21 protein-coding genes and 1 pseudogene are annotated in these 21,284 nt (G+C 72.1%); 12 read left to right on the top strand and 10 right to left on the bottom strand.

All coding sequences use genetic code 11. The features are described 5' to 3' along the window. Positions 1-9 precede the first annotated feature (9 nt). The 3 genes from ABR738_RS04435 (at position 10) to ABR738_RS04425 (ending at position 2,477) form a co-directional block, all read left to right on the top strand. Positions 10-972 (top strand): ABC transporter ATP-binding protein, encoded by a 963-nt coding sequence (locus tag ABR738_RS04435; RefSeq protein ID WP_350228647.1) that lies wholly within the window; start codon positions 10-12, stop codon positions 970-972. Next, on the top strand, positions 969-1,955 hold the full coding sequence (locus tag ABR738_RS04430; RefSeq protein ID WP_350228646.1) for an ABC-2 membrane transporter-related protein: 987 nt from the start codon (positions 969-971) through the stop codon (positions 1,953-1,955). Before ABR738_RS04435 ends, ABR738_RS04430 begins: the two co-directional genes overlap by 4 nt. A 102-nt stretch (positions 1,956-2,057) precedes the next feature. Next, complete coding sequence (locus tag ABR738_RS04425) at positions 2,058-2,477, top strand: GntR family transcriptional regulator (protein ID WP_350228645.1); 420 nt, start codon at positions 2,058-2,060, stop codon at positions 2,475-2,477. A 7-nt stretch (positions 2,478-2,484) separates the two neighbouring features. On the opposite strand, the gene ABR738_RS04420 is transcribed toward ABR738_RS04425, so the two are convergent. Then, a complete protein-coding gene (locus tag ABR738_RS04420; protein ID WP_350228644.1) occupies positions 2,485-3,132 on the bottom strand; it encodes an ANTAR domain-containing protein in 648 nt (215 codons plus the stop codon). A gap of 132 nt (positions 3,133-3,264) precedes the next feature. On the opposite strand from ABR738_RS04420, the gene ABR738_RS04415 reads away from it, so the two are divergent. Further along, positions 3,265-3,627 (top strand): MarR family transcriptional regulator, encoded by a 363-nt coding sequence (locus tag ABR738_RS04415; protein ID WP_350228643.1) that lies wholly within the window; start codon positions 3,265-3,267, stop codon positions 3,625-3,627. 244 nt (positions 3,628-3,871) lie between these two features. Continuing rightward, the gene (locus ABR738_RS04410; protein WP_350228642.1) at positions 3,872-5,368 is read left to right on the top strand and encodes a neocarzinostatin apoprotein domain-containing protein; all 1,497 of its coding nucleotides are present in this window, start codon (positions 3,872-3,874) and stop codon (positions 5,366-5,368) included. A gap of 53 nt (positions 5,369-5,421) precedes the next feature. Here ABR738_RS04410 and ABR738_RS04405 read toward each other — a convergent pair whose 3' ends face one another. Next, the gene (locus ABR738_RS04405) at positions 5,422-6,597 is read right to left on the bottom strand and encodes an epoxide hydrolase family protein (protein ID WP_350228641.1); all 1,176 of its coding nucleotides are present in this window, start codon (positions 6,595-6,597) and stop codon (positions 5,422-5,424) included. Positions 6,598-6,705: 108 nt separating this feature from the next. On the opposite strand from ABR738_RS04405, the gene ABR738_RS04400 reads away from it, so the two are divergent. Together ABR738_RS04400 and ABR738_RS04395 are read left to right on the top strand one after the other, a co-directional pair. Beyond that, the gene (locus ABR738_RS04400; RefSeq protein ID WP_350228640.1) at positions 6,706-7,374 is read left to right on the top strand and encodes a HEAT repeat domain-containing protein; all 669 of its coding nucleotides are present in this window, start codon (positions 6,706-6,708) and stop codon (positions 7,372-7,374) included. Between the two features lie 7 nt (positions 7,375-7,381). Further along, a complete protein-coding gene (locus tag ABR738_RS04395; RefSeq protein WP_350228639.1) occupies positions 7,382-8,386 on the top strand; it encodes a MerR family transcriptional regulator in 1,005 nt (334 codons plus the stop codon). A gap of 20 nt (positions 8,387-8,406) precedes the next feature. On the opposite strand, the gene lgoX is transcribed toward ABR738_RS04395, so the two are convergent. From lgoX to ABR738_RS04360, 7 genes are all read right to left on the bottom strand, one after another. After that, positions 8,407-10,419 carry an L-glutamate oxidase LgoX gene (gene lgoX / locus ABR738_RS04390; protein WP_350228638.1) on the bottom strand — a complete coding sequence of 671 codons (2,013 nt, stop codon included), beginning with the start codon at positions 10,417-10,419 and terminating at the stop codon, positions 8,407-8,409. A gap of 253 nt (positions 10,420-10,672) precedes the next feature. Further along, a complete protein-coding gene (locus ABR738_RS04385; RefSeq protein ID WP_350228637.1) occupies positions 10,673-10,996 on the bottom strand; it encodes a plasmid stabilization protein in 324 nt (107 codons plus the stop codon). 217 nt (positions 10,997-11,213) lie between these two features. After that, positions 11,214-12,197 (bottom strand): SMP-30/gluconolactonase/LRE family protein, encoded by a 984-nt coding sequence (locus tag ABR738_RS04380; protein WP_350228636.1) that lies wholly within the window; start codon positions 12,195-12,197, stop codon positions 11,214-11,216. Beyond that, positions 12,194-12,853: a diguanylate cyclase gene (locus ABR738_RS04375; protein ID WP_350228635.1), complete on the bottom strand. Its 660-nt coding sequence runs from the start codon at positions 12,851-12,853 to the stop codon at positions 12,194-12,196. Before ABR738_RS04375 ends, ABR738_RS04380 begins: the two co-directional genes overlap by 4 nt. Before the next feature lie 191 nt (positions 12,854-13,044). Continuing rightward, positions 13,045-13,248 (bottom strand): CDGSH iron-sulfur domain-containing protein, encoded by a 204-nt coding sequence (locus tag ABR738_RS04370; RefSeq protein WP_350228634.1) that lies wholly within the window; start codon positions 13,246-13,248, stop codon positions 13,045-13,047. Then, positions 13,229-13,882: a HemK2/MTQ2 family protein methyltransferase gene (locus tag ABR738_RS04365; protein WP_350228633.1), complete on the bottom strand. Its 654-nt coding sequence runs from the start codon at positions 13,880-13,882 to the stop codon at positions 13,229-13,231. The genes ABR738_RS04370 and ABR738_RS04365 overlap by 20 nt, the downstream gene beginning before the upstream one ends. 70 nt (positions 13,883-13,952) lie before the next feature. Further along, entirely contained in the window at positions 13,953-14,954 is a 1,002-nt protein-coding gene (locus tag ABR738_RS04360) for an iron-containing redox enzyme family protein (protein ID WP_350228632.1), read from the bottom strand. A 294-nt stretch (positions 14,955-15,248) separates the two neighbouring features. On the opposite strand from ABR738_RS04360, the pseudogene ABR738_RS04355 reads away from it, so the two are divergent. Further along, positions 15,249-16,129, top strand: a pseudogene (locus ABR738_RS04355) (SigB/SigF/SigG family RNA polymerase sigma factor). An 87-nt stretch (positions 16,130-16,216) separates the two neighbouring features. On the opposite strand, the gene ABR738_RS04350 reads toward ABR738_RS04355, so the two are convergent. Further along, positions 16,217-16,654 (bottom strand): ATP-binding protein, encoded by a 438-nt coding sequence (locus tag ABR738_RS04350; RefSeq protein WP_350228631.1) that lies wholly within the window; start codon positions 16,652-16,654, stop codon positions 16,217-16,219. A gap of 366 nt (positions 16,655-17,020) precedes the next feature. Between ABR738_RS04350 and ABR738_RS04345 the strand changes: the two genes are divergently transcribed. From ABR738_RS04345 to ABR738_RS04330, 4 genes are all read left to right on the top strand, one after another. Beyond that, positions 17,021-17,368, top strand: a complete 348-nt coding sequence (locus tag ABR738_RS04345; protein WP_350228630.1) for a DUF6479 family protein — start codon at positions 17,021-17,023, stop codon at positions 17,366-17,368. Between the two features lie 139 nt (positions 17,369-17,507). Beyond that, complete coding sequence (locus ABR738_RS04340; RefSeq protein ID WP_350228629.1) at positions 17,508-19,988, top strand: molybdopterin oxidoreductase family protein; 2,481 nt, start codon at positions 17,508-17,510, stop codon at positions 19,986-19,988. After that, positions 19,985-20,476, top strand: coding sequence for a hypothetical protein (locus ABR738_RS04335; RefSeq protein ID WP_350228628.1), 492 nt, complete (start codon positions 19,985-19,987; stop codon positions 20,474-20,476). The genes ABR738_RS04340 and ABR738_RS04335 overlap by 4 nt, the downstream gene beginning before the upstream one ends. Before the next feature lie 137 nt (positions 20,477-20,613). Further along, positions 20,614-21,222, top strand: coding sequence for a ScbR family autoregulator-binding transcription factor (locus tag ABR738_RS04330; protein WP_350228627.1), 609 nt, complete (start codon positions 20,614-20,616; stop codon positions 21,220-21,222). Positions 21,223-21,284 lie beyond the last annotated feature (62 nt).

The following is a 21,284-nucleotide window of genomic DNA, read 5'->3' as shown; positions in this document are numbered from 1 at the left end:
AGGGGGAGCATGAGCGGCACGGCCACTGCGGGTGCGGGTGCGGGAGGGGACCGGTGGGCCCTTGAGGCGCGCGGGCTCGGGAAGAAGTACCGCCGGGTATGGGCGCTGCGGGAGGAGTCCTTCCGGATCCCGGCGGGCCGCGTCTGCGGTCTCGTCGGGCCCAACGGGGCCGGAAAGAGCACCCTGTTGGGGATCGCCGCCCGGCTCGTCGAGCCGACGTGCGGCGAGCTGCGGATCTTCGGACGGCCCGTGGGCGACCCGTCCGTGATGCCCCGGTACGCCTACCTCGGCCAGGACAAACCGCTGTTCAAGCGGTTCACCGTGGCGGAGTGCCTGAGGATGGGCCAGGAACTCAACCCCGGCTGGGACCAGGCGGCGGCCGAACGGATCGTGCGCGAGGGGAACGTGGCGCTCGACGCCAGAGTGGGGGGCCTCTCGGGCGGACAGCGCACCCGGGTGGCCTTCGCGCTGGCCTTCGGCAAGCGCCCCGACCTCCTGCTCCTCGACGAGCCGATGTCCGACCTCGACCCGCTCGCCCGCGACGAGATCGCCTCCCTGCTCATGTCGGAGGTCGCCGAACGGGGCATCACCGTGGTGATGTCCTCCCATCTCCTCTCCGAGCTGGAGCACATGTGCGACTACCTCCTGGTGGTGGCCGACGGCCGGGTCCGGATGGCGGGCGACGCCGACGAACTGGTGCCGCTGCACACCCTGGTCACCGGCGTGATGGCGGACGGCGCCCTGCCGGACGCGCTCAACGCGCACACGGTGATCGATGTCCGCGCTGCGGGTCGGCAGTTCACGGCCCTGGTGCGCCATGAAGTCCCGCTGGACGAGAGCTGGCAACTCGCCGAACCGACCCTGGAGGAGGTGCTGCTCGGGTACCTCCGCCACCCGGAGGCGCCCGCGCTGCTCTCCCCGACCGCCGTCCCCGACCACCGGCCCGGCAACCGACAGGAGTACGCGGCATGAGCACCCTCACCCGCGCCGCCGCGCCCCAGGAGCAGACCCGTGCCGGCCGCCTGCGGCTGCGCGGGCTCGCCTGGCTGATGGTGCGCCAGCACCGGCCCGCGCTCCTCACCTGCGCCGCGGCGGTCCTCATCGGCACGCTCTGGATGATCCACGAACGCGGCACCGCGCTGGACACCCTGCACGCCGCCGGGTGGCCGGCGAAGTCCCGCGACGCGCTCGACGGCCCCACCGTGCAGCGTCTGGACAACTCCTTCGGCGACGCCGCCCGCTACCTCGGGTATCTGCCGTTCTTGTTCGGCGTGTTCATCGGCGCCCCGCTCATCGCCTCCGACCAGGAGCACGGCATCACCCGTCTGGTGTCCACCCAGTCGGTGCCCCGGACGCGCTGGCTGCTGTGGAAGCTCGGGTTCGCGCTCACGCTGGCCGTGGTGACCACCGGCGTGCTCGGCGGCGTCTTCGGCTGGTGGTGGCGGGCGGTGCGTCCCGTGGTGTCCAGCAACTGGTTCGACGGCTCGGTCTTCGACAACTCGCTGCCGGTGCTCACCGCGCTCACGCTGTTCACGACGTCCCTCGGCATCGTGATCGGCGTCCTGGCGCGGCGCGCGGTGACCGCGATGGTCCTCACCCTGATCGCCACAGCGGCGGCCCTCCTCGTGGGCGACTACCTCAAGCCCCGGCTCGCCGCGCCGCGCAGGGTCGCCTTCCCGCTCGACGGCGCGCACCCCGCGGTGCTCTCCGACGCCGTCCAGGTCGACCAGTGGGTCGGCACCAGCTCCGGGAAGGTCTACGGCTGGGGTACGTGTGTGAACGACGCCGCACCCGAGGCCTGCCGGGCCAAGCTGGGGATCGTCAACTCGGTCTGGGACTACCTCGGCCCCGACCAGATGGTCCCCCTCCAGTGGACGGCCGCGGGACTGCTGTTCGGCGCGAGCGTGCTCCTGGTGGCCCTCGTCGTGTGGCGCGTCCGGCGCCGGGCGCTGTAGCCGTGGGGAGATCCGTATGATCTCGACGCGCCCCACGGCTCCGGGCGCCACGCGTCCGGCGCCTCCCGGCGCGGCGAACGGCACGGGAAGGAGGCGGGCGGCATGGTCGTGTTCCGCATAGAGCGACGCAGCGGTGTGCCCGCGTACCTCCAGATCGTGCGCCAGGTCGAACAGGCGCTGCGGATGGGCGCGCTCGCGGCGGGCGACCGGCTGCCCACCGCGGCGCGGGTCGCCGCCGACACCAAGGTCAACCCGAACACCACGCTCAAGGCCTACCGGGAACTGGAGCGTTCCGGACTGGTCGAGGTGCGCCAGGGCGCGGGCACGTTCATCACCCGCACCCTGGCCACCCCCGAGAGCGAGCCCGAGTCACCTTTGCGGGCGCGCCTCGCCGACTGGCTGCGCGAGGCCGCCGCGACGGGCCTGACGGAGCGTGAGGTCACCGCGCTCTTCGAGGCGGTGCGCGCCCAGATGTACGCGCCTGCGCCGATGCGTTCACCGGACGCGACCGCGGCCCCCTAGCGCGAACTCACCCGACGCGACCGCTCTCGCCGGACGCCTTGGCCACCGCCGCGCACAGCCGTTCCCGTACGGCGTCGGGCAACGGCGTGCCGGACGCCGACTCCACCACCTGCTCCGCCAGGCTGCGCAACTTGGTGTTGGTGTGCTGCGAGGTGGAGACCAGCACCTTCCACGCGGCGTCCGCGTTGATGGTGAAGGCGGCCATGAGGATGCCGCGCGCCAGGTCGATGGTTCCCCTGCTCTGCATCGCCCGCCGCAACTGGTCGAGCTCTTGGCGCAGTTCGGCCTCGGGGCCGTCCGCCTGCGCGGAGGTGCGGGCCGCCACGGCCTCTTCGAGCGGCGGGGCCGCGACGGACGGGGGCAGCGCCCGCTCCCTGACGTTGAGCAGGAGATGGACGGCCGAGCAGTCGCAGAACTCGACGTTGGCGAGGTCCAACTGGACGCCGCCGTCCGGCGCGGCGGGCGCGGGGTGGAGGGCGTGCCGCAGCCGGTGGTCCGCGCTGAGGTCGAGTTCGCCGCACACGCTGACGACCGTCCGGTCGCCGTCGGGGCGGCTGAGGACGGTGAGCCCGGACAGGGGACGCGTGCCGTCGGAGCCTGCGAGCCGCGTACACGCGTCGGCCTGCCCCGATCTGGTTGGTTCACCGTGCGACATGGTCATCTCCCCTGCGCACTACGGCAATTCCTCCTGGAACAGAGTCGCGCTCCAGGACGATACACGTCAAGGGATACATGAAGCCAAATTCAGGTATTCCGCAGCGTGAGCGGGCGGCCCTACGATGCGCCCATGGGAGAAGTGCCAAAAGCGCATAGCGGATGGACATTCATCACCAATCACGCGCGCGTGCTGGCGACGATCGCGGACGACCAGAACGTACGGATCCGGGCCATCGCCGCTCATTGCAGACTCACCGAGCGCGCGGTGCAGAAGATCATCGTCGATCTGGAGCAGAGCGGCTTCTTGTCCCATGCGCGAGAAGGCCGGGGCAACACCTACCGGATCGAGCCCGGCAAGGTCCTGCGCCACCCCGCCGAAGCGGAAGCCGGGCTCACCGTGGCCTCCCTGCTCGGCCTCCTCGCCCAGGACGAGGCGCACCGCGCCGATCCGCCCCGCGACGACGCGTATCGGGGCAAGGGCGGCTGCCGCTGATCCGTCCGTACGCCCTTCTCGTGCGCCCGGCGCCCTCGGCGACGGCTTGTTCTCGCGGGTGACGCTGGCCGGTTGCGAACTGGCCGTGGCCCGCCCGCGCCGGGAGGATGCTCCCCTGCCGGGTGGGGCTACCGAGAGGGTGGAGCGGATGCGGTTACGACGAAGAGGGTCCCGGGAGCGGCGCGTCGGGGCGCTGATACGTGGCGCGATCGCGGTGGCCATGGCGTGTGCCGGAGCGGGCGCGATGACCGGAGTGTCCGCCACCGCACAGGCGGCAGCCCTGCCGACAGCGGCGCCCGCCGCACCCGCCGCACCGGTATCCACGGGGTGCTCCACGGACTCCGGCGCCCGGGGCCTGGCCAGCTCGCCGGTCTCGGACAGCCTGGTGTCCGTGGACCGCGCCGACGGGCGGATCGCGCAGTTCCAGCTCTTCTACGACGCCACGGCGACGGGGGGCCTGCCCTTCGTCTGGCACCGCGAGCAGGAGCGGCCCGGTGGTGCCTACGGGGCATGGCAGCGGGTGAGTCCGGCGACCGTGGGCCCCAAGAGCTACTACGTCACCGCGATGGAGAATTCGGCCGGCGGCCTTGAGTTGCTGTTCTCCACCTACGGCACGTTCTGCCACTCGGTCGAGAAGGCCGGCGCCACCTCCTGGAGCGTCCCCGAGACGTTCGGGCTCGCCCCGACGCCGTACCACGGCGGTGTGGTGCTCTTCAAGGAGCGCGACGGCAGCATCGACGCCTTCGCCTCCGGCGCCGCCAACGGCAACACGATGGAAGTGCGCCACCAGCAGGACGCCCCGTCCGGCTGGGGCCCGGTCCTGACCCTGGGGCCCGTGCCCGGCCAGGACGTCGGCCTCAGTCAGCCCAGTACGGTCGAACAACTCCCGGACGGCAGGCTGCACTTGACGGCCCGGGAGTGGAACCGGGACCGCATGTGGGAGATCTACCAGACGCGTCCCGGCGGTGGCTGGGGCCCCTGGACGCTGATGACCCCGGGGCCCGCGCCGGCCACCCGGGCGCTCGCGGGCTCTTCCACGGGGCCGCGGCTGACCGTGGACCGGACCACGGGCCTGCGTGACGGCGACATCTCCACGTTCACCATCGCGGGCGGCCCGCCCAAGGCCTATGTGTGGGTAAAGGAGTGCGGCCCCTCGGCGTCCGAGACCACCTGTGACGACGACACCGGGCGCCAGTTCCGGGTCTACCCCGACGGCACCTACCAGCTGTCACCGAAGAAGCTGTACGCCCAACTGACCACTGCGGCAGGGCCGTTCGACTGCCGCACGGCATCGGCCGCCAACCCGTGCTCGCTGGCGCTCACCGACAACAACGGGGCGCTGCTCACCACCGTCCCGCTGCGGTTCGCCCCGGGCGCCCCGCTGGAGGCGCCGCCCACGCTGGGCGTGACGCCCGACACGGGTCTGGTGGACGGCCAGACGGTGCGTGTGACGGGCCACGGCTACGAGGTGCAGTACCACCCGGCGGTCATGGAGTGCGCCACCGGCTCCACCGACACGCTCGGCTGCCGCCCGCGCTCAAGGCCGCCGGCCACCAGCGACACCGGCCGCCTCGACCAGACGGTCACCCTGTCGGCGACGTTCACCGCCATCGACAACCGCACCATCGACTGCCGTGCCGTAGGCGCCTGCGAGCTGGTGGTCTTCGGCACCCGGGTCCGAGGGCCGGAAACGGTCCGCCACCCGCTCGCCTTCGTCCCGGCGCCGGCGCAGGCGAACTGAGAGGCCGTCAACAACCGTGCGGGGCCGCCGTGTTGGTCGGGCCCCCGCACGGTTCAGCGAGCCGTGGCCGTCCGGTAGGGCCGGAAGAACGCGCGCAGTTCCTCGGCATACAGCTCGGGCTCCTCGAACGGCGCGAAGTGGCCGCCCCGGGCGGGCTGGGTGACCCGCACCGCGTTCGTGGTGCGCTCCAGCCACGCACGCGGCGGCCGCACGACGTCCCCGCGAAAGAGCGAGAACCCGGACGGCACCTCGACCCGGCGGGCGAGCTGCGCGGGCGGGATCGCGGCGTTCGCGTGATACATGCGCATCGACGACCCGATGGTCCCGGTGAGCCAGTACAGCGTGACGTTCGTAAGGATCTCGTCCTTGGTGAAGCTCCGTCTCACATCCCCGCCGCAGTCGCTCCAGCCGCGCAGCTTCTCGACGATCCACGCGGCGAGCCCCACGGGCGAGTCGGTGAGACCGAAGGCGGCGGTCCCCGGCTTCGTCCGCTGCATGGCCGCGTAGGCTCCTTCGCTCGCGCCCCAGGCGGCCACGGCATCGAACCAGTCGCGTTCCTCGGCGGACAGCGTCGACCGCTCGCCGGAGAAGACGGGCAGGCCGGCGTCGGTGCGGTGCACGGCGACGACCCGCTCGGGATGGTCGAGCGCGAGATAGCGGCTGATGTGGCTGCCCAGGTCACCGCCCGCCGCGCCGAAGCGCTCGTACCCGAGGACGCCCATGAGCTCGGCCCACAGCGCGGCGACGTCGATGGAGTTCAGGGGCGGCCCGGCCGGGCGGTCGGAGTGGCCGAAGCCAGGGATGTCGGGCACGACGACGTCGAACGCGTCGGCCGGGTCGGCGCCGTGGGCACCGGGATCCGTCAGGAGCGGGACGACCTTGGAGTAGCGCCAGAACGAATCCGGCCAGCCGTGGCTGAGGACGAGCGGCAGCACGGGCCCTGCGGGCGCCACGGCCCGTGCGTGCACGAAGTGGATCCCGAGGCCGCCCACCGGGACCCGGAAGCGGGGGAGCGCGGCCAGCGCCGCCTCCTGGGCGGGCCAGTCGAACTCGTCGGCCCAGTACGCGACTAGCTCGCGCAGGTAGCCGACATCGGTACCGAGCGACCAGTCGGCGTCCTCGGGAACATCGGGCCAGCGGGTCGCGCGCAGCCGCGCGCGCAGGTCGTCGAGCGCGCCGGGGGCGGTCTGCGCGCGGAACGGCTCGGGGGAGGGCTGAACGTCCGGCATGGCCCCCACCCTACGATCGCGCCGCGCGGCACCGCCCGGCTCGCGCCCGACGCCGTTTGACCTTCACACGGTGGCAAGGTCTTCACTGCTCCCCGAGGAGGTGGTCCCATGACCACGACGAGACAGGACACGGACGTGCCACACATGATCGAGGGACTGCGGGACAGCCGTTCTTCCGTGCGGCTGCGTGCCGCGATGGCCACCGGCACGGCGCCCGACCCGCGCTTCGTCGTCCAGCTCGTCGAGCGGTGCGCTGTCGAGCCCGAGTTCTTCGTACGCGACATGCTGACCTGGGCGCTCACCCGCCACCCGGTGTCCCTGACGCTCCCCGAGCTGCTGCGGGAAGTCCGCTCGGAGCGGGCGCAGGCACGGGCCCAGGCGTTGCACACGCTGTCCAAGATCGGTGACCGGCGGGCGTGGCAGGCGATCACACGGGCGGTGCTGGCCGACCCCGACGACGAGGTGGCGCGCAGCGCCTGGCGGGCAGCGGTCATTCTCGTGCCGGAGGGTGAGGAGACCTTCCTGGCCACGGCTTTGGCGACGCAGCTGGGGCGCGGTGAGCGGGAGACACAGCTGAGCCTGAGTCAGGCGCTGGTAGCGCTCGGCGAGGTGATCGCGCCGGCTCTGGGGGCGGCGGCAGAGGCCGGCGAGCCGGGGACGCGCGCGCACGCGCTCGCCACCCAACAGCTGCTGCGCGACCCGGATGCCGGCTTCGCGCAGGCGATCGAGGAGGCCAAACGCATCGTGGCCATGGCCGGCGCCCCTCAGGTGGGATGATCACACTGTGCTGATCGGTGAGGTGGCGAGACGGTCCGGGGTCAGTGCCCGCATGCTGCGGCACTACGAATCGCTCGGCCTGGTGCGGCCTTCGGGCCGTACGGGCTCGGGATACCGGGAGTACTCCGCGTGGGATCTCCGGCGGATCTTCCATATCGAGAGCCTGCGGTCGCTGGGTCTGTCGCTGCGTGAGATCGGGCGCGCGCTCGACGATCCCGCCTTCGCTCCTTCGGCCCTCGTTGGCGACCTTATCCGTCAGGCACACGAGCGCATCGCGGCCGAGACGCGGCTCCTGACGCGGCTGCGCAGGATCGAGGAGGCGGACCCGAGCGACTGGGAGGACGTCCTCCATGTCGTCTCGCTCCTGCGGGCGCTGGGGTCCTCCAGCGCCGACGCCCGCCAGCGCGCGGCCCTCGCCTCGGCCGACGTGGTGCCGGCGCCGGTGGCGGCCCTGGCCGAGGCGGCACTGCGCGAGACGGACCCGAACGTCGCCGGCGCCCTGCGCTGGGCCCTGGCGCAGTCGGGCGAGGACGGGGTGGCACCGCTGGCCAAGGGGCTCGGCTCGCCAGTGGCCGAGGTGCGCGGGCGTGCCGTCCGGTCCCTGGCCGAACTGCCCGGTGAGAGGGCGACCGCGCACCTGCGGACCGCCCTCGCGGACCCCGACCTCAACGTCCGCGGATATGCGGCTCTCGCGCTCGGGACACGTGCGGTGACCGAAGCGGTTCCGACGCTCATCGACATGATCGTGGCCGGGAGGAACGACACCGACGCCGCCGACGCGTTGAGTGAACTGGCGGGTGACACCGCGTCGGCCGAGCGGATCGCGACCGGGCTGGTCGACCGCCTCGCCGGCGCCGCCACCCGGGCCCCCGCGCGCGGACGGCTGACCCAGGCGCTGGCGGGCATCGCGGGGGCGACGGCGGCACGCGCCCTCGCGGAGCTGTCGCACGACGAGGACAGGGCCGTCGCGCTGACCGCCACGTACGTTCTCCAGCTCCGCGCGGCACGCTGACGGCCCCTCATTCGCACGGGTCAGCGCGCCGCGTGGACCTCCAGGGCCACCCGGACCGCCGACTCCACGGCCCCCTCGATCCAGGCCGGCTTGAGCGAGGTGTGGTCACCGGCGAAGTGCAACGGGCCCTCGGGGGCGGGGATGTCGGGGAACAGCTCGGTGTGCTGGCCCGGCAGGAGGACCGAGGCCTCGCCGTAGGCGTAGGGGTCGCGGGCCCAGCTCTGGGTGCGCCCGGCGCCGGTGTAGAAGATCTCGATGCGCTGCCCGTAGATCTCCTGCAACCCGGACAGGGCATGGGGGTAGCGCGCGTCGTCGTCGAAGGCGTCCCAGCGCATCGCGTCGTCCGCCCAGGTGTAGGAGGCCAGAACCACGCCGCCCTTGCTGCCCGGCACCGAGTGGGAGGGGTTGAAGGTGAACCGGTTCGGGTTGTCGCTGACCGAACCGCCGCCGAAGCTGCCCACGGCGCCCGGCTGGTCACGGGTGACGCAACGGTAGGCCGCGTAATAGGCGCGCTGGGCGGCGGACAGGCGCTCGCCGGTGACGGACTCGTGGCGGCCGAGCAGACTGCCGTCGTCGGGAGCGAGTCCCCGGCGGTAGGAGTCGTACAGGTTGGGCGCGATGGTGGCGAGCTCGCGCTTCCAGTCCTCCTCGGTGAACTCCCACCAGCGGCGGCTGAATTCGAGCAGGACCTTGGTGGCGCTGTCGTAGTGGAGCTCGGTGACCGCCCTGCGCTTGGCGTACGACATCAAGGGGGCGACCTGGATGTGGCGCAGTCCCGAGAACGGCACGGTGACGACGGCGAGGTCGGCGGCGAACTGCTCGCGTACCGGCGCCTCTTGTTGCCCCTCCGAGACGGTGTCGACCCACACATGGGGTCCCTCGGCGCTCACATGCGGGGTGTCGGTGTGGGGGCGGGACGGATCCCAGTACTCGATCCGGGTGACGCGCCGGTCGAAGCGTACGCAGTCGCGCACTTCCTTGAGCAGGGCGTCGGGCAGCGCGGCGGTGCCGCCCCGCAGCTCCCAGAACGTCGTGTCGGGGCTGATCAGGGCGGCGTCGAGGAAGCTGTGGATGAACGACAGGGGCAGGCGTGAGGTCAGGTCCTCAAGGCAGCCGATCAAATTGATGGTGGCGTCGTCGAGCTTGGCGTACTCGGAGAGGAAGCGGCGCATGGACCAGTCACCGAAGCGCTCGATGACCCGGGCCCACCCGGCCACCATCTCCTCGGCCGGCTTGTCCACCCGGCGCCCGTCGCCGCCGACCGTGCTGAACTCGTCGCGGACCGGTGCCAGGGCGTTGCCGAGGATGGTGCTGGAGGGAACGTCCCACAGCGCGCGGGGAACCCCGAAGGAACGGTTGACGCGCCGAGGCGCACGCGCGTAGTCCGCCCGGCGGACCCGGAGGCCGTTGACGTGGATCCACGTCCGCATCGCCCGGCTGCCGTCGGCGTTCTCGTCGACCAGACGGAACTTCTGCCGCGCCACGCCGAGATGGTCGACGAGGGCCATGACCAGCGGGTGGCTCCCCGGGATGCGCATCGCGCCGGCCTCCGCGTACTGCCGGGGATCGGCGAACGGCTGCTCGGCGTGCTCGTGGCCGCCGGTCCTGAAGGTCTTGATCCGCCCGCCCGCACGGTTGCCGTTGGCCTCGATGAGCGTGACGGTGTGGCCGGCCCGCCGCAGGAGCAGCGTGGCCACGAGCCCCGCCGGTCCCGCCCCGATCACCAGAACCTTCTTGGCCCGGCCCGCCGACCGGGGCAGACCACTGCCCACCAGGGCCTGGCGGTAGGACGGGACGAGGTCACGGCCGTCGGGCCCGCGCATCAAAAGTGCCCGCGCGACGGTCAGGCAGCGCTGCTCAAGTGACGCGGGGGAGGCGGGGGCCAGGGCGGGGGCGACGGTCGCCGCGGCGGCCGGGGACGCGGCCGACGTCGTGGTGAGCGCACCGGCCGCGACAGCGGTTCCGAGCGTGAACCCGCGCCGGGACAGCGAATTGGGCCGCGAGATGGACGTGGAGGTGTGAGGCGATCGCATGGCCACACCATGCCGCCCCGTGCACCCCTCGCCGGACCGGGCGCGCTCCTGGCCAAGGCTTCTTTAACTCAAACGGGTGACGGCGAACGGGACTTCGGTGCCGACGCCTCACGCGGCCGCGGGGCCCATCGGCCGTCTCCGGCGATGGGCCCCGTATGACGCGGCGCGTGCGGTTCGCATGTGAGGGGCGGGCGGAGCGCGGCGGCGTGTGATGCTGAGCGGCGCCGGCGCGGGGGCCGGACGCCCAGGTCACCTACTTGTTGAGGGCGCGCTTCAACTGTGCCTTGTCCATGCTGGAACGGCCGTGGACATTGCGGCGCTGCGCCTCGGCGTACAGCTGGTCGTACGTCGGTCCCTGCGAGCCACTGTGCGAACGCTGGCCGCCCCGCTTGGAGGAGGACATGTCCTGAGTGGAGCTCTTGCTCGCGGTCTTGGACTCACCCGACCGTGCCCGCTCCTTGTTGACCGTCCTCGCGGCGATCTCCTTGGCACGCTTGGTGCTCTCACCCCGGTCCTCGGCGCTCTCCTTGATGTGCTCGTACTGCCGTTCACGCTTCGGGCTCGATCCGCTGGGCATGTCGTCTCCTTGCCTGTGGTGGTGATCGGGGAGCGATCACCTTCACCCTGTGCCGCCCCCGGCCACTTCGCAATCGGAGCCGGGCCGACGGATGTGCCGTCCCTGGGGACCGGCAAGGCCTGGCAGCGCCGGCCCTGTCCAAGACGGCCGCACTGCGCGCCTACCCCGGCCCGGGGCGCCGAATCTCCTGCCTCAAGGGCCGGGGGACCGGGCGCTCTCACCGGGCGGCGGGAAGCTCGCACCAGGCGATCGCGTTCTCCACGAGACTCCCCATGACCAGGCGCTCCTCGCGTTCGGCGACGGATGTCGTCATCCCGAATCGCCGCCTCCCGCCGCGCAGTTCACGCAGCACCCGGCCCTCCGCGTCCACCTCGATCACCCGGGCGCCCGAGGGGGGCGGGTCCGGCAGGCGCCGGGCCGCGGCGGCCACCGCGCGGCGTGCGCGGGCCGGCGCGCGGTGCAGCCACCGCGCAGGCGGGGTGCGCGGCGCGGCGAGCGCCACCCAGAAGCCACCGCCGGGGCTGCTGGACACGTTGTCGGGGAAGCCGGGAAGCGCGTCGGCCAGCGTGTCCTTCAGGCCCGCGCCGGGTCCGCTCAGCCACAGCCTGGTCAGCCGGCACGCCCCGGTCTCGGCCACCATCACGTACGACTCGTCGGGGGCGAGCGCGACCCCGTTCGCGAACTGGAGCCCGTCCAGGACTACTTGGGGCTCGCCGCCCGGCGACAGCCGCACCAGCAGGCCCGTCGGCTCGTGCTCCAGGATGTCGGACAGCCAGTCGTCGAGGCCGTGACGGCGGCTGGAGACGGTGAAGTAGATCGTGCCGTCGGCGGCGGCCGCCGCGTTGCTGCAAAAGCGCAATGGCGATCCGGCGACGGAATCCGCCAGCACCTCGGCGCTCCGGTTCCCTTGCGGGTCGAGTCGGAGCAGTCCCCTGTGGGCGTCACACACCAACAGGCGTCCGTCCGGGAGGAGTTCGAGCCCGAGGGGGCGTCCATGGGTGTGGCCGACCTGTTCGATCGTGGCGGGGCGGCGGGCGCCGGGAAGGACGATCCGCAGCACCCGCCCGTCGTCGACGCCGGTCAGGACGCGCCCCTCGCGGTCGAAGACGACGTCCTCAGGACCGGTGGCGCCCAGCGCGACGCGGCGCGGCGCAGGTAACGGCGCCGGGTCGGGACGCGTCGCCGTCCCACCGCGCCTCACGCGGCGCGCCGGACGCGGCGGGCCCGCAGGCAGCGCTTCATCTCCTCGGCGTAGGGAAGGCCCACGCCGAGGGCGATGGTCACGCCGAGCGCCGCGAGATACCGCGCGGGCAGCGGCCGGTCCTTGGGCAGCAGCTTCCAGTCGTCGGGGCCGGGGCCGCCCTTCACCGCCGCGCGGACGGCCTCGGGGTGCAGACACGCGACGAAGGCCATCGCGGTCAGGGGCAGCACCTCCAGGAAGCTGTGGATGTGCTGCTCCACCGGTCGCACCTCACGGCGCCCGGTGGCGAAGCTGACGTCGTACAGGGCGGTGGCGCCGTGGGCGAGCGCGGCGCCACCCATGAGGGAGAGGACCAGCGGGTTGACCTTGGCGAGCAGCCCCACGGCGACCGGGATGCCCGCTTCGGTCATCATCAAGGCGTGCACCGCCGACTCCCGCGCCCCGGAGGTTTCCTCGATCTTCGTACGCCGGTGCATCCACCAGTCCGCGACGCCCGGCACCACCCACAACGGCAGCACGCCGTACAGCAGGAAACGGCGGTTGGCGGCCTCGACCCCCTCGACGGGCGCGGAGATCGGGAGATCGCGCCCACGTCGCCAGCGGGCCCAGGCGCGGGCGGGCAGGGCCAGGGGTACGGATATCGCGGACGTCGGCATGGCAACCCTTCTCGTCACGTGCTTCGCTGCGGTGCTGTTGGTGCTGTTGAAACATCGGATGCGGCTGGTGCGACTGGTGCGGCCAAGCCTCGCCCCGGAGTCGCGGGTCCGCCTTCTGTACGGTTGTGTCATGCGCCGTCCGGGTCATTGCGCCACCGGCCGGGCACTCCGCCTCCGGGGCGCTCCGCGCGTCAGTCGCGGCTGCGCCGGCGGTGGCTGGTGTCGCACCAGGGGTAGCGCCGACTGCGCCGGCACATGCACAGGGCGACCAGGCAGCGGTCCGACACGGCGGTGGTGCCGTCGTCGAGGACGACCTCGACGGGGCCCTCGACGAGCAGAGGCCCCTCGCGCCGCATCTGGATGCGTCGGGCGTTGTCAGACGGGTCGTTCGGCACGGATGACCACCAGCTCCTCCATCGTCTCGTCGTCGTCGATCAGTCCCTGCTCGGCGAGCCAGGCGCGCCGCGAGTGCAGGACAGGACCGAACGGAATGAACCGGCGGTCGGCCACCGCGGCCTTCAGACCCTGCGCGCGTAGCTCGACCACGGTCGCCTGGGCATCGCTGAGCGCCGAGTGGACGATCAGGAGTACGCCTCCCGGCCGCAGCAGTGGGGGCGCCTCGCGGCAGATGCGGCTCAGCAGGAGCCGCCCGTCGTGCCCGGCGTCCCAGGCGCGGGCGGCGCCGCGCTCGGGAACGGTGGGGGAGAGCGCCGGTACGTAGGGCGGGTTGCTCAGGATGAGATCGAAGGACCGCCCCGCGAGCGGCGCGAGGAGGTTCCCCCGCACGACCCGGACCGGCAGACCCGCGAGGCGCGCGTTGAGGCGCGTGCTGATCACGGCACGCCAGGAGATGTCCACGGCCGTGACCCGGGCGCCGAGGCGGGCCGCCGCGAGGGCGAGCGCGCCGGTTCCGGTGCAGATGTCGAGAACCTCGGCGCCCGGGGGCACCGCTTCGTCATGCAACGCGTCCGCCAGCAGGTCGGTGTCGTCCTGGGGGGCGTAGACGCCGGGGAGAGCGATGAGATTCACGCCCCCCGCGTACCCGACAATCCGTAATAGATCCGTGCGAATTCGTGTTTAGCGGCGGAAATCCTTGCGGCTACTGGGGAAGAGGGGTCCGCAAGGATGACTTCCGTGCCTGCCAGTGCCCAAGGAGATGGTCGCCGAACCGGTCTTCGAGGAACACGGTGGCATCGACGCCGAAGACGACGTCGGGTGCCAGCTCAGGCTCCTGCTCCAGGAGGCCGCCGATGACCTCGTGCCGAACGACCTGCTCGTGCACCGCGTCCGCCTCGACGTGTTCGGTGTAGAAGAACTCCGCCGCCGCGCCGGCGCCTGCCCGCTTCATCGCGAGGGCCATGCGCCGCGAGGAGGGCGACGAGGTGACCTCAAGGGTGGCGAAGTGGCCGAGCAGCGCCCCGCGCAGTGAGCGGCGCAGCCCGAGGAGCGACATGAGGTTCACCGTCGCGAGCATCTGGGCGGAGGCGGCGTCCACGTAGCGGCCGTACGCCGTGTCGAGCCCGAGGTCTTCCATCAGGTCGGCGAAGAGTTTGGCGTGCACCCGCTCGGCCCGGCCGCCGCCGTACTCGTCGAACTCCACCGCCGCCATCCCGGCCTTCGCCCGGCCCCACAGCCGTGGCAGCACCCACGCGTGCGGGTCGGCTTCCTTGAGGTGGTAGAGCGAGCGCTGAACGGCGTACTCGCGCAGCTGCCAGAGCGCGCCCTCGTCCTGGAGGAAGTAGGAGACGCCCGTGCCATGGACCGGCTCGACTAGGAGTTCGTCGAAGGCGTCGTCCACGTCGTGGTCGCGCTTGGCGTCCTCGCGCAGCGCGGTCAGGAAGCGGTCCTCGAGCAGGCCGCGTACCGCGATGAGCGCGGGGTCCCACTCCCGGGCGTCGTCGACTCCCTCGAAGCCCCGGTAGTGCAGCTCGTATCCGAGGTACAGGGCGAGCTGGAGATCGTCGCCATAGGGTGTCGCGCGGGCGACGGCGCTCTCGTCGGGGAGCGGGCCTGCGTCGCCGCGCAGGTGGCCGATGAGGGCGGCGGACAGCTCCCCGCGGGCTTGCGGCAGGCCGGGGCTTCGCTGCTTGCTGATGGTCATGGTCTACGCGTACCCGGCCGCCCGCCGGGTGCAACGGGGGTGGCGGGTGGGATACGAATCGGTGGAACGAGGGGGACGGGAGCCGTGTCGCCAGGGGGCGGCCGCGCCGCCGCCCACGAGGCTTACGGGGTGCCGTGCTTTCACACCGGTGGCTTGCCCGGCCGGACGCGTCGTAAGCGTCCCCCACGCGCATGAATCACCACTAATCAGGGCATAAAAGTGGGCAGAGTGCTCGGACGACGGGCCCCTGCCGCCCCGGCAAAGCGGACCCGCCCCGTCGAAGGAGCCCCGCCCATGCCCCCAGTGAGCCAGGTCCCCCCGGCGCATCCGCCCCGGACGCCCTCGCCGGCCGTACGGCGCAGGGCGCTGCACGGCATACCCGAGGTGGCGTGCCCCCAGGACCTCAGCATCGAGGCCGCCCGCTTCCTCTCCGAGGCCTTGTTCGGGCGGCTCGTCGAGCTCGATGAAGGCACACCGGAGTACGCGTATGTGCGCAACACCCTGGTCGAGCTCAACCTCAGCCTGGTGAAATTCGCCGCGCGCCGGTTCCGCCATCGCAGCGAGCCCGCCGAGGACATCCTCCAGGTGGGCACCATCGGCCTCATCAAGGCGATCAACCGGTTCGACCCGGCACGCGGGGTGGACTTCTCCTCCTTCGCGCTGCCGACGATCACCGGAGAGATGAAGCGCTTCTTCCGTGACACCACCTGGGCGGTTCAGGTGCCCCGCCGTCTCCAGGAGCTGCGGCTGCGCCTCGCCGGGACGCGGGACCGGCTCGGCCAGGAGTTGGGCAGGGCGCTCACGACGGCGGAACTGGCCAGGTGTCTGCGCATGACCGAGGCCGAGGTGGCCGAGGGGGAGCGGGCCGCCAACGCCTACTCGGCCCGCTCGCTGGACCTCGGCGAGGAGGACAGCGGTGCCACCGGCGTCGCGCGCACCCTGGGCGCGGAGGTCCGTCGTTCGACGTGATCGAATCCCTTGACGCGCTCAAACCCCTCATCGCGGCCCTGACGGACCGCGAGCGCGTCATCCTGTCGCTGCGGTTCGGCCAGGAACTCACCCAGGCGGAGATCGGCGCCCGGGTCGGGCTCTCCCAGATGCATGTCTCGCGCGTCCTGGCCCAGATCATGGAGCGGTTGCGCGCCGGGCTCCTGGACGACGGGCCGACTGCCTGAGCGGGCTACGCCCTGAGGAGTGGTCCGGGGCAGGAGTAGCCCAGGCCAGGGATGACCAGGGGTGGCCGTGGCCCTCAAGAACACACCTTAGGAGCGGCCGCGACCAGCCAGCGCGACCTCGAACCACACCGCCTTGCCCGCGCCCACCGGCGCCGAACCCCAGCGTGCCGCGAGCCGGTCGAGCAGCATCAGGCCGTGGCCGCCGGGCAGCGCGGGCGCCCGGGGGCGGCGCCGGGGCGGGACGGGGCTTGCGTCGGTGACCTCGACCCGGACACGGTCGTCCATGTGCCGCACCACCAGTTCGCGCGGGCCGCCCGCGTGCAGACAGGCGTTGGTGACGACCTCGGACACGAGGAGCAGTACGTCGTCCACCAGCGCGGCCTCCGCCGCGTCGGCCGTCGGACTCCATCCCCAGTCGTCGAGGGCCGCGGCCGTGAAGTCGCGGCAGCGGGAGACGACGCCCGTCACGTTGAACAAGGTCAGACGGCGGATCTGGGTCCGCCTGGCGAGTCCTGTGCCGTTCATCGCGCTCTCCGTTGCTTCTCCTTCCGCATCCCGCGCCGCCGGCCTCCTCAGGGCTTCGGCTCGGATACGGAACACATGATGTATGCCTGCGGTGGGCGCGGACGGAGGTCCGCGCCGGGTGGGGAGGGGAGGCCTATAGGGAATGTGCCCCGTAGTCGCCGCTCTAGTGGGACCGGGCGGGGGAAACTCTGTGAGCCCTGTGACGGCACGGGCGTGTGGGCCCGGGGTCCCAGGTTCCATGGCGCCGCACGACGCCGCACGACGCCGCACGACGCCGCACGACGCCGAAGGGTCGGCCGCCACGGCCCGTGTCCGGCTGTTTCGCGGGGACTCCCGGGGTACCCGCAGCACATGATGTGTCTCAGCATGCAACTGGCCCTCAATCACGGACTGGTGATCGGCGCGGTCCCGCTCGCTGTCGGTGTGGTGCTGGTGGCCGCGTTGATCGGCGCCGTGTGGTGGGGACGGCGGCGCCAGGCCCGCCGGACCACTCCTCCGCGCCCCGAGGAGCAGCCACGGCTGCCGGCCTCCGGCCCGGTGGGTGAGGTGAGCGAACGCCGTGAACCCGCCGAGGTCCCGCGTGACGGCGACCGCCTCACCCCGCACGACATGCCCGGGTTCGGCAACCAGGGCACCCGCACGGCGAAGGATCAGTCGCCGCCGGCCAACGAGGGGCAGAGCGGAGCGTTCGGCAGCGGCGGCCCCTCGGCCTGACCCCGGCGCCCGGGCCCGCACACCGGCGGGTGATGCCACGGGTGCCGGCGTTACCGCCCGGCGCGGCCGGGTACCCATGGACGATCGCCGCACCGGGTGCCGCCGCACCGGTGCCGGCCAGGTGACCTGGAGGCATGTCGTGGATACATCGGTGGACCGGATCGCGGAGCCCTGGGGCAGCCGCACGCCCTATGGACGGCACGGAAAGTGGCCGGAGCGTGTCGACACCTATCTGGCCGACGGGATCGCACCGGACGAGGTGCAGCGGTGGGTACGGGCCGCGTCGATCCTGCACTCCGACGGCGACGCCATGGACATCGCGGTCAAGGACGACCGCATGGTCGGCGTACGCGGCCTCGCGTCGGACCGGGTCAACCACGGCCGCCTCGGACCCAAGGACCTGTTCGGATGGCAGGCCAACAGCTCAGAGGACCGGCTCACCCGCCCCTTGATCCGCGAAGGCGGCCGCCTGGTCCCCTGTGACTGGGAGACCGCGATGAGCAGGGTGGCCGCGCGGTCCCAGGACCTGCTGGACGAGCGCGGGCCGGGCTCGATCGGCTTCTACACCAGCGGTCAGCTCTTCCTCGAGGAGTACTACACACTCGCCGTGCTCGCCCGTGGCGGCATCGGCACCAACCACCTCGACGGCAACACCCGTATGTGCACCTCGACCGCGGCCGAAGCGCTGAAGGAGTCCTTCGGCTGCGACGGGCAGCCGGGCAGTTTCGACGACATCGACCACGCGGACGTCATCGCCCTGTTCGGGCACAATCTCCCCGAGACCCAGCCCGTGCAGTGGATGCGGGTCCTGGACCGGCTGAGCGGCGACGATCCGCCCAGGCTGGTGTGTGTGGACCCGAGGCCCACCCCGGCGGCCCGCCTTGCCACCGTGCACCTCGCGCCGCGCGGCGGGACCAATGTGGCGCTGCTCAACGCCCTGCTGCACGAGATCATCCGGACCGGCCGCATCGACCAGGAGTACATCGCCGCCCACACCGTGGGCTTCGACGAGCTCAAGAAGCGTGTGGCGGACTGCACGCCGGAGTGGGCGGCCGGGATCTGTGACGTGCCGGCCGGCGCCATCCGGGAGGCCGCGGACATCCTCGGCTCCGCCGAGCGGCTGCTGTCCACGGTGCTCCAGGGCGTCTACCAGTCCCACCAGGCCACGGCCGCCGCCGTACAGATCAACAACCTGCATCTGATCCGGGGGATGCTCGGCCGCCCGGGCGCCGGAGTGCTCCAGATGAACGGGCAGCCCACCGCCCAGAACACCCGCGAATGCGGCGCCAACGGAGACCTGCCCGGCTTTCGCAACTGGGAGAACGACCAGCATGTCGCCGACCTGGCGAAGGTCTGGAACGTGACGCCGGAAACGATCCCGCACTACGGCCCGCCGACCCACGCCATGCAGATGTTCCGCTACGCCGAGCAGGGCTCGATCCGCATGCTGTGGATCAGCGGCACCAACCCCGCCGTCTCCCTGCCCGAACTCGCCCGCATCCGCTCGATCCTGGCCCAGGACCGCCTGTTCGTGGTGGTCCAGGACCTCTTCCTGACCGAGACCGCCCAGCTCGCCGACGTGGTGCTGCCCGCCGCCACCTGGGGCGAGAAGACCGGCACGTTCACCAACGCCGACCGGACCGTCCACATCTGCGACAAGGCCGTCGAACCACCCGGCGAGGCGAGGCCCGACCTGGACATCTTCCTCGACTACGCCTCCCGCATGGGTTTCAAGGACAAGGACGGCGCCCCCCTCGTCACCTGGCACGACCCCGAGTCCGCCTTCGAGGCGTGGAAGCGGTGCAGCGCGGGCCGGCCGTGCGACTACACCGGTATCACCTATGCGGGGCTGCGCCGCGGCAGCGGCATCCAGTGGCCCTGCAACGAGGAGTTCCCCGAGGGCACCGGCCGGCTGTACACCGACGGGATCAGCTGGGCCCACCCCGACACGTGCGAGTCCTACGGCAAGGACCTGGTGACCGGCGCGTCCACCACCGTCGTCGAATACCGCTCGCTCAACCCGGACGGCAAGGCCCTGTTGAAGGCGGCCGGCTATCTGCCACCGCACGAGGAACCGAGCGAGGCCTACCCCTTCCAGCTCACCACCGGGCGGACCATCTACCACTTCCACACCCGTACGAAGACCGGCCGCGCCCCCCAGCTCAACGCCGCCGCTCCGGACGTCTGGGTGGAGGCATCGGCCGAGGACACGGACAAACTCGGCTGGCGCGAGGGAGACTTGATGGAGGTGGTCACCCCGCGCGGCTCGCTGCGGGCCCGCCTGAGGGTCACCGACATCCGGCCCGGCCTGCTGTTCGTGCCCTTCCACTACGGCTACTGGGACACCCCGGCGGGTCACGGCCCACGGGAGGGAACGCCGGGGCGCGCCGCCAACGAGACGACGGTCACCGACTGGGACCCGGTCTCCAAGCAGCCCCTGTTCAAGACCGCGGCGGCCGCGCTGCGGCTCGTGGCGCGCGGGGAGGAGGCGGACAACTCCGCGCCCACGACGGCCGCGTCCGCGCCCGCGCGGGCCGGGAGCGGCACCGCCACCGTGGGCGGGCCGACCGCGTACGCCTCCCAGGCGTACGGCGACAAGCGTGAAGGGAGCGGCGCGTGAAGGGCGTCCAGCTGGTTCTGCGCAGCACACACCACGGGGAAAGCGACCTGGCCGACGAGCTGGTGACGGTGGCCGAACGCCATCGCACCGAGCACGAGGTCCACCATGTCGCCCTCGACCTCGCCGCCTGGTCCCGCGAACACGTCGCCCGGCTCGCGGACGTGGCCCGCGACCACGACCTCGACCTGGACGAGCCGCACGACGCCGGCACCTCCGGCGTCCTCGCGACGCTCAGGAAGAAGGCGGCGGACGCCCTGGGCCGCCGCCCGGAGCCGGGGCTGCTCCTCCTGCGGGACCTGCGCGAACTGCATCTGGCCGCCTCCGAGAACTCGCTGCACTGGGAGATGCTCGGCCAGGCGGCCCAGGCCACAAGGGACGCCGCTCTCCTCGATCTCGTCTCGTCGTGCCATCCCGAGACCCTGCGTCAGATGCGCTGGACCAACACCATGATCAAGGTCCTCTCCCCGCAGGTACTCACCAGTCTGTGACACCGGTCCGCGTAAATCCGGCCATCACCGTCAAGATCCGGCCGAGGTGGCGCGAGAAGCCCCGCGAGACTCCTGGTTGAAAAACCGCGAAGCTGGTTTGATAATTTCATCGCAGTCCAGCCCCGAGGAGCCCCGGTATGAGACAGGAACGTGCCGTGCGCACCCGCCAGGCGCTGATGTGCTCCGCCGCCGAGTCCTTCGAACGGCACGGATACGTACGCGCCAGGCTCGCCACCATCAGCAAGGACGCGGGAGCAAGCCTTGGGGCGCTCCATTTCCACTTCGAGAACAAGGCGGCGCTGGCCGACGCCGTGGAACGAGCGGCCGCCACGAGCCTGCACCGCGCAGCCCGGGTCGCCCAGCGCCCGGCAATGAACGCTCTCCAAAGGCTCACCGGCATCTCGTACGCCCTGGCCGGCCAGCTGCACCGCGATGTCGTCGCGCGGGCCGGGCTCCGGCTGGGCGGTGAGCCGGGGCGCCCCCGGCACCGGGATCTGCGGCAGGAGTGGCAGGAATGCGTACGGCAGTTGCTCACCGAGGCGCGTGCGGAGGGCCTGCTCGCCGACGAGGTGGATCTGGCGGCCGCGGTCTCCACCATCGCGGCGACCACGACCGGTCTGGGCCTGCTCGCCCGCAAGGACGCGTGGTCCGCGTCCCCGGACTCGCTTGCCAGATTCTGGCGTCTGGTCATGCCCAGTCTGGCCGCGCCCGCCTTCGAGCCGGGCCTCTTCGCGATCGCGGGCTGAGCCGAGAGCCCCGAACCCGCCCCAATGGGGCGGGGGTTGAGGGGTGGACGGCTACGGCGTCG

It is taken from the genome of Streptomyces sp. Edi4 (assembly GCF_040253615.1).
Classification (GTDB): domain Bacteria; phylum Actinomycetota; class Actinomycetes; order Streptomycetales; family Streptomycetaceae; genus Streptomyces.
The sequence above is the reverse complement of the archived record's forward strand: the minus strand, read 5'-3'. Positions and strand labels throughout refer to the sequence as shown.

Coding starts and splice junctions, on each gene's coding strand:
- ABR738_RS04410 (WP_350228642.1), top strand. CDS start 3,872: ATGACCGGAGTGTCCGCCACCGCACAGGCGGCAGCCCTGCCGACAGCG.
- ABR738_RS04435 (WP_350228647.1), top strand. CDS start 10: ATGAGCGGCACGGCCACTGCGGGTGCGGGTGCGGGAGGGGACCGGTGG.
- ABR738_RS04400 (WP_350228640.1), top strand. CDS start 6,706: ATGACCACGACGAGACAGGACACGGACGTGCCACACATGATCGAGGGA.
- ABR738_RS04375 (WP_350228635.1), bottom strand. CDS start 12,853: ATGCCGACGTCCGCGATATCCGTACCCCTGGCCCTGCCCGCCCGCGCC.
- ABR738_RS04350 (WP_350228631.1), bottom strand. CDS start 16,654: ATGAACGGCACAGGACTCGCCAGGCGGACCCAGATCCGCCGTCTGACC.
- ABR738_RS04405 (WP_350228641.1), bottom strand. CDS start 6,597: ATGCCGGACGTTCAGCCCTCCCCCGAGCCGTTCCGCGCGCAGACCGCC.
- ABR738_RS04360 (WP_350228632.1), bottom strand. CDS start 14,954: ATGACCATCAGCAAGCAGCGAAGCCCCGGCCTGCCGCAAGCCCGCGGG.
- lgoX (WP_350228638.1), bottom strand. CDS start 10,419: ATGCGATCGCCTCACACCTCCACGTCCATCTCGCGGCCCAATTCGCTG.
- ABR738_RS04420 (WP_350228644.1), bottom strand. CDS start 3,132: ATGTCGCACGGTGAACCAACCAGATCGGGGCAGGCCGACGCGTGTACG.
- ABR738_RS04385 (WP_350228637.1), bottom strand. CDS start 10,996: ATGCCCAGCGGATCGAGCCCGAAGCGTGAACGGCAGTACGAGCACATC.
- ABR738_RS04415 (WP_350228643.1), top strand. CDS start 3,265: ATGGGAGAAGTGCCAAAAGCGCATAGCGGATGGACATTCATCACCAAT.
- ABR738_RS04330 (WP_350228627.1), top strand. CDS start 20,614: ATGAGACAGGAACGTGCCGTGCGCACCCGCCAGGCGCTGATGTGCTCC.
- ABR738_RS04425 (WP_350228645.1), top strand. CDS start 2,058: ATGGTCGTGTTCCGCATAGAGCGACGCAGCGGTGTGCCCGCGTACCTC.
- ABR738_RS04430 (WP_350228646.1), top strand. CDS start 969: ATGAGCACCCTCACCCGCGCCGCCGCGCCCCAGGAGCAGACCCGTGCC.
- ABR738_RS04345 (WP_350228630.1), top strand. CDS start 17,021: ATGCAACTGGCCCTCAATCACGGACTGGTGATCGGCGCGGTCCCGCTC.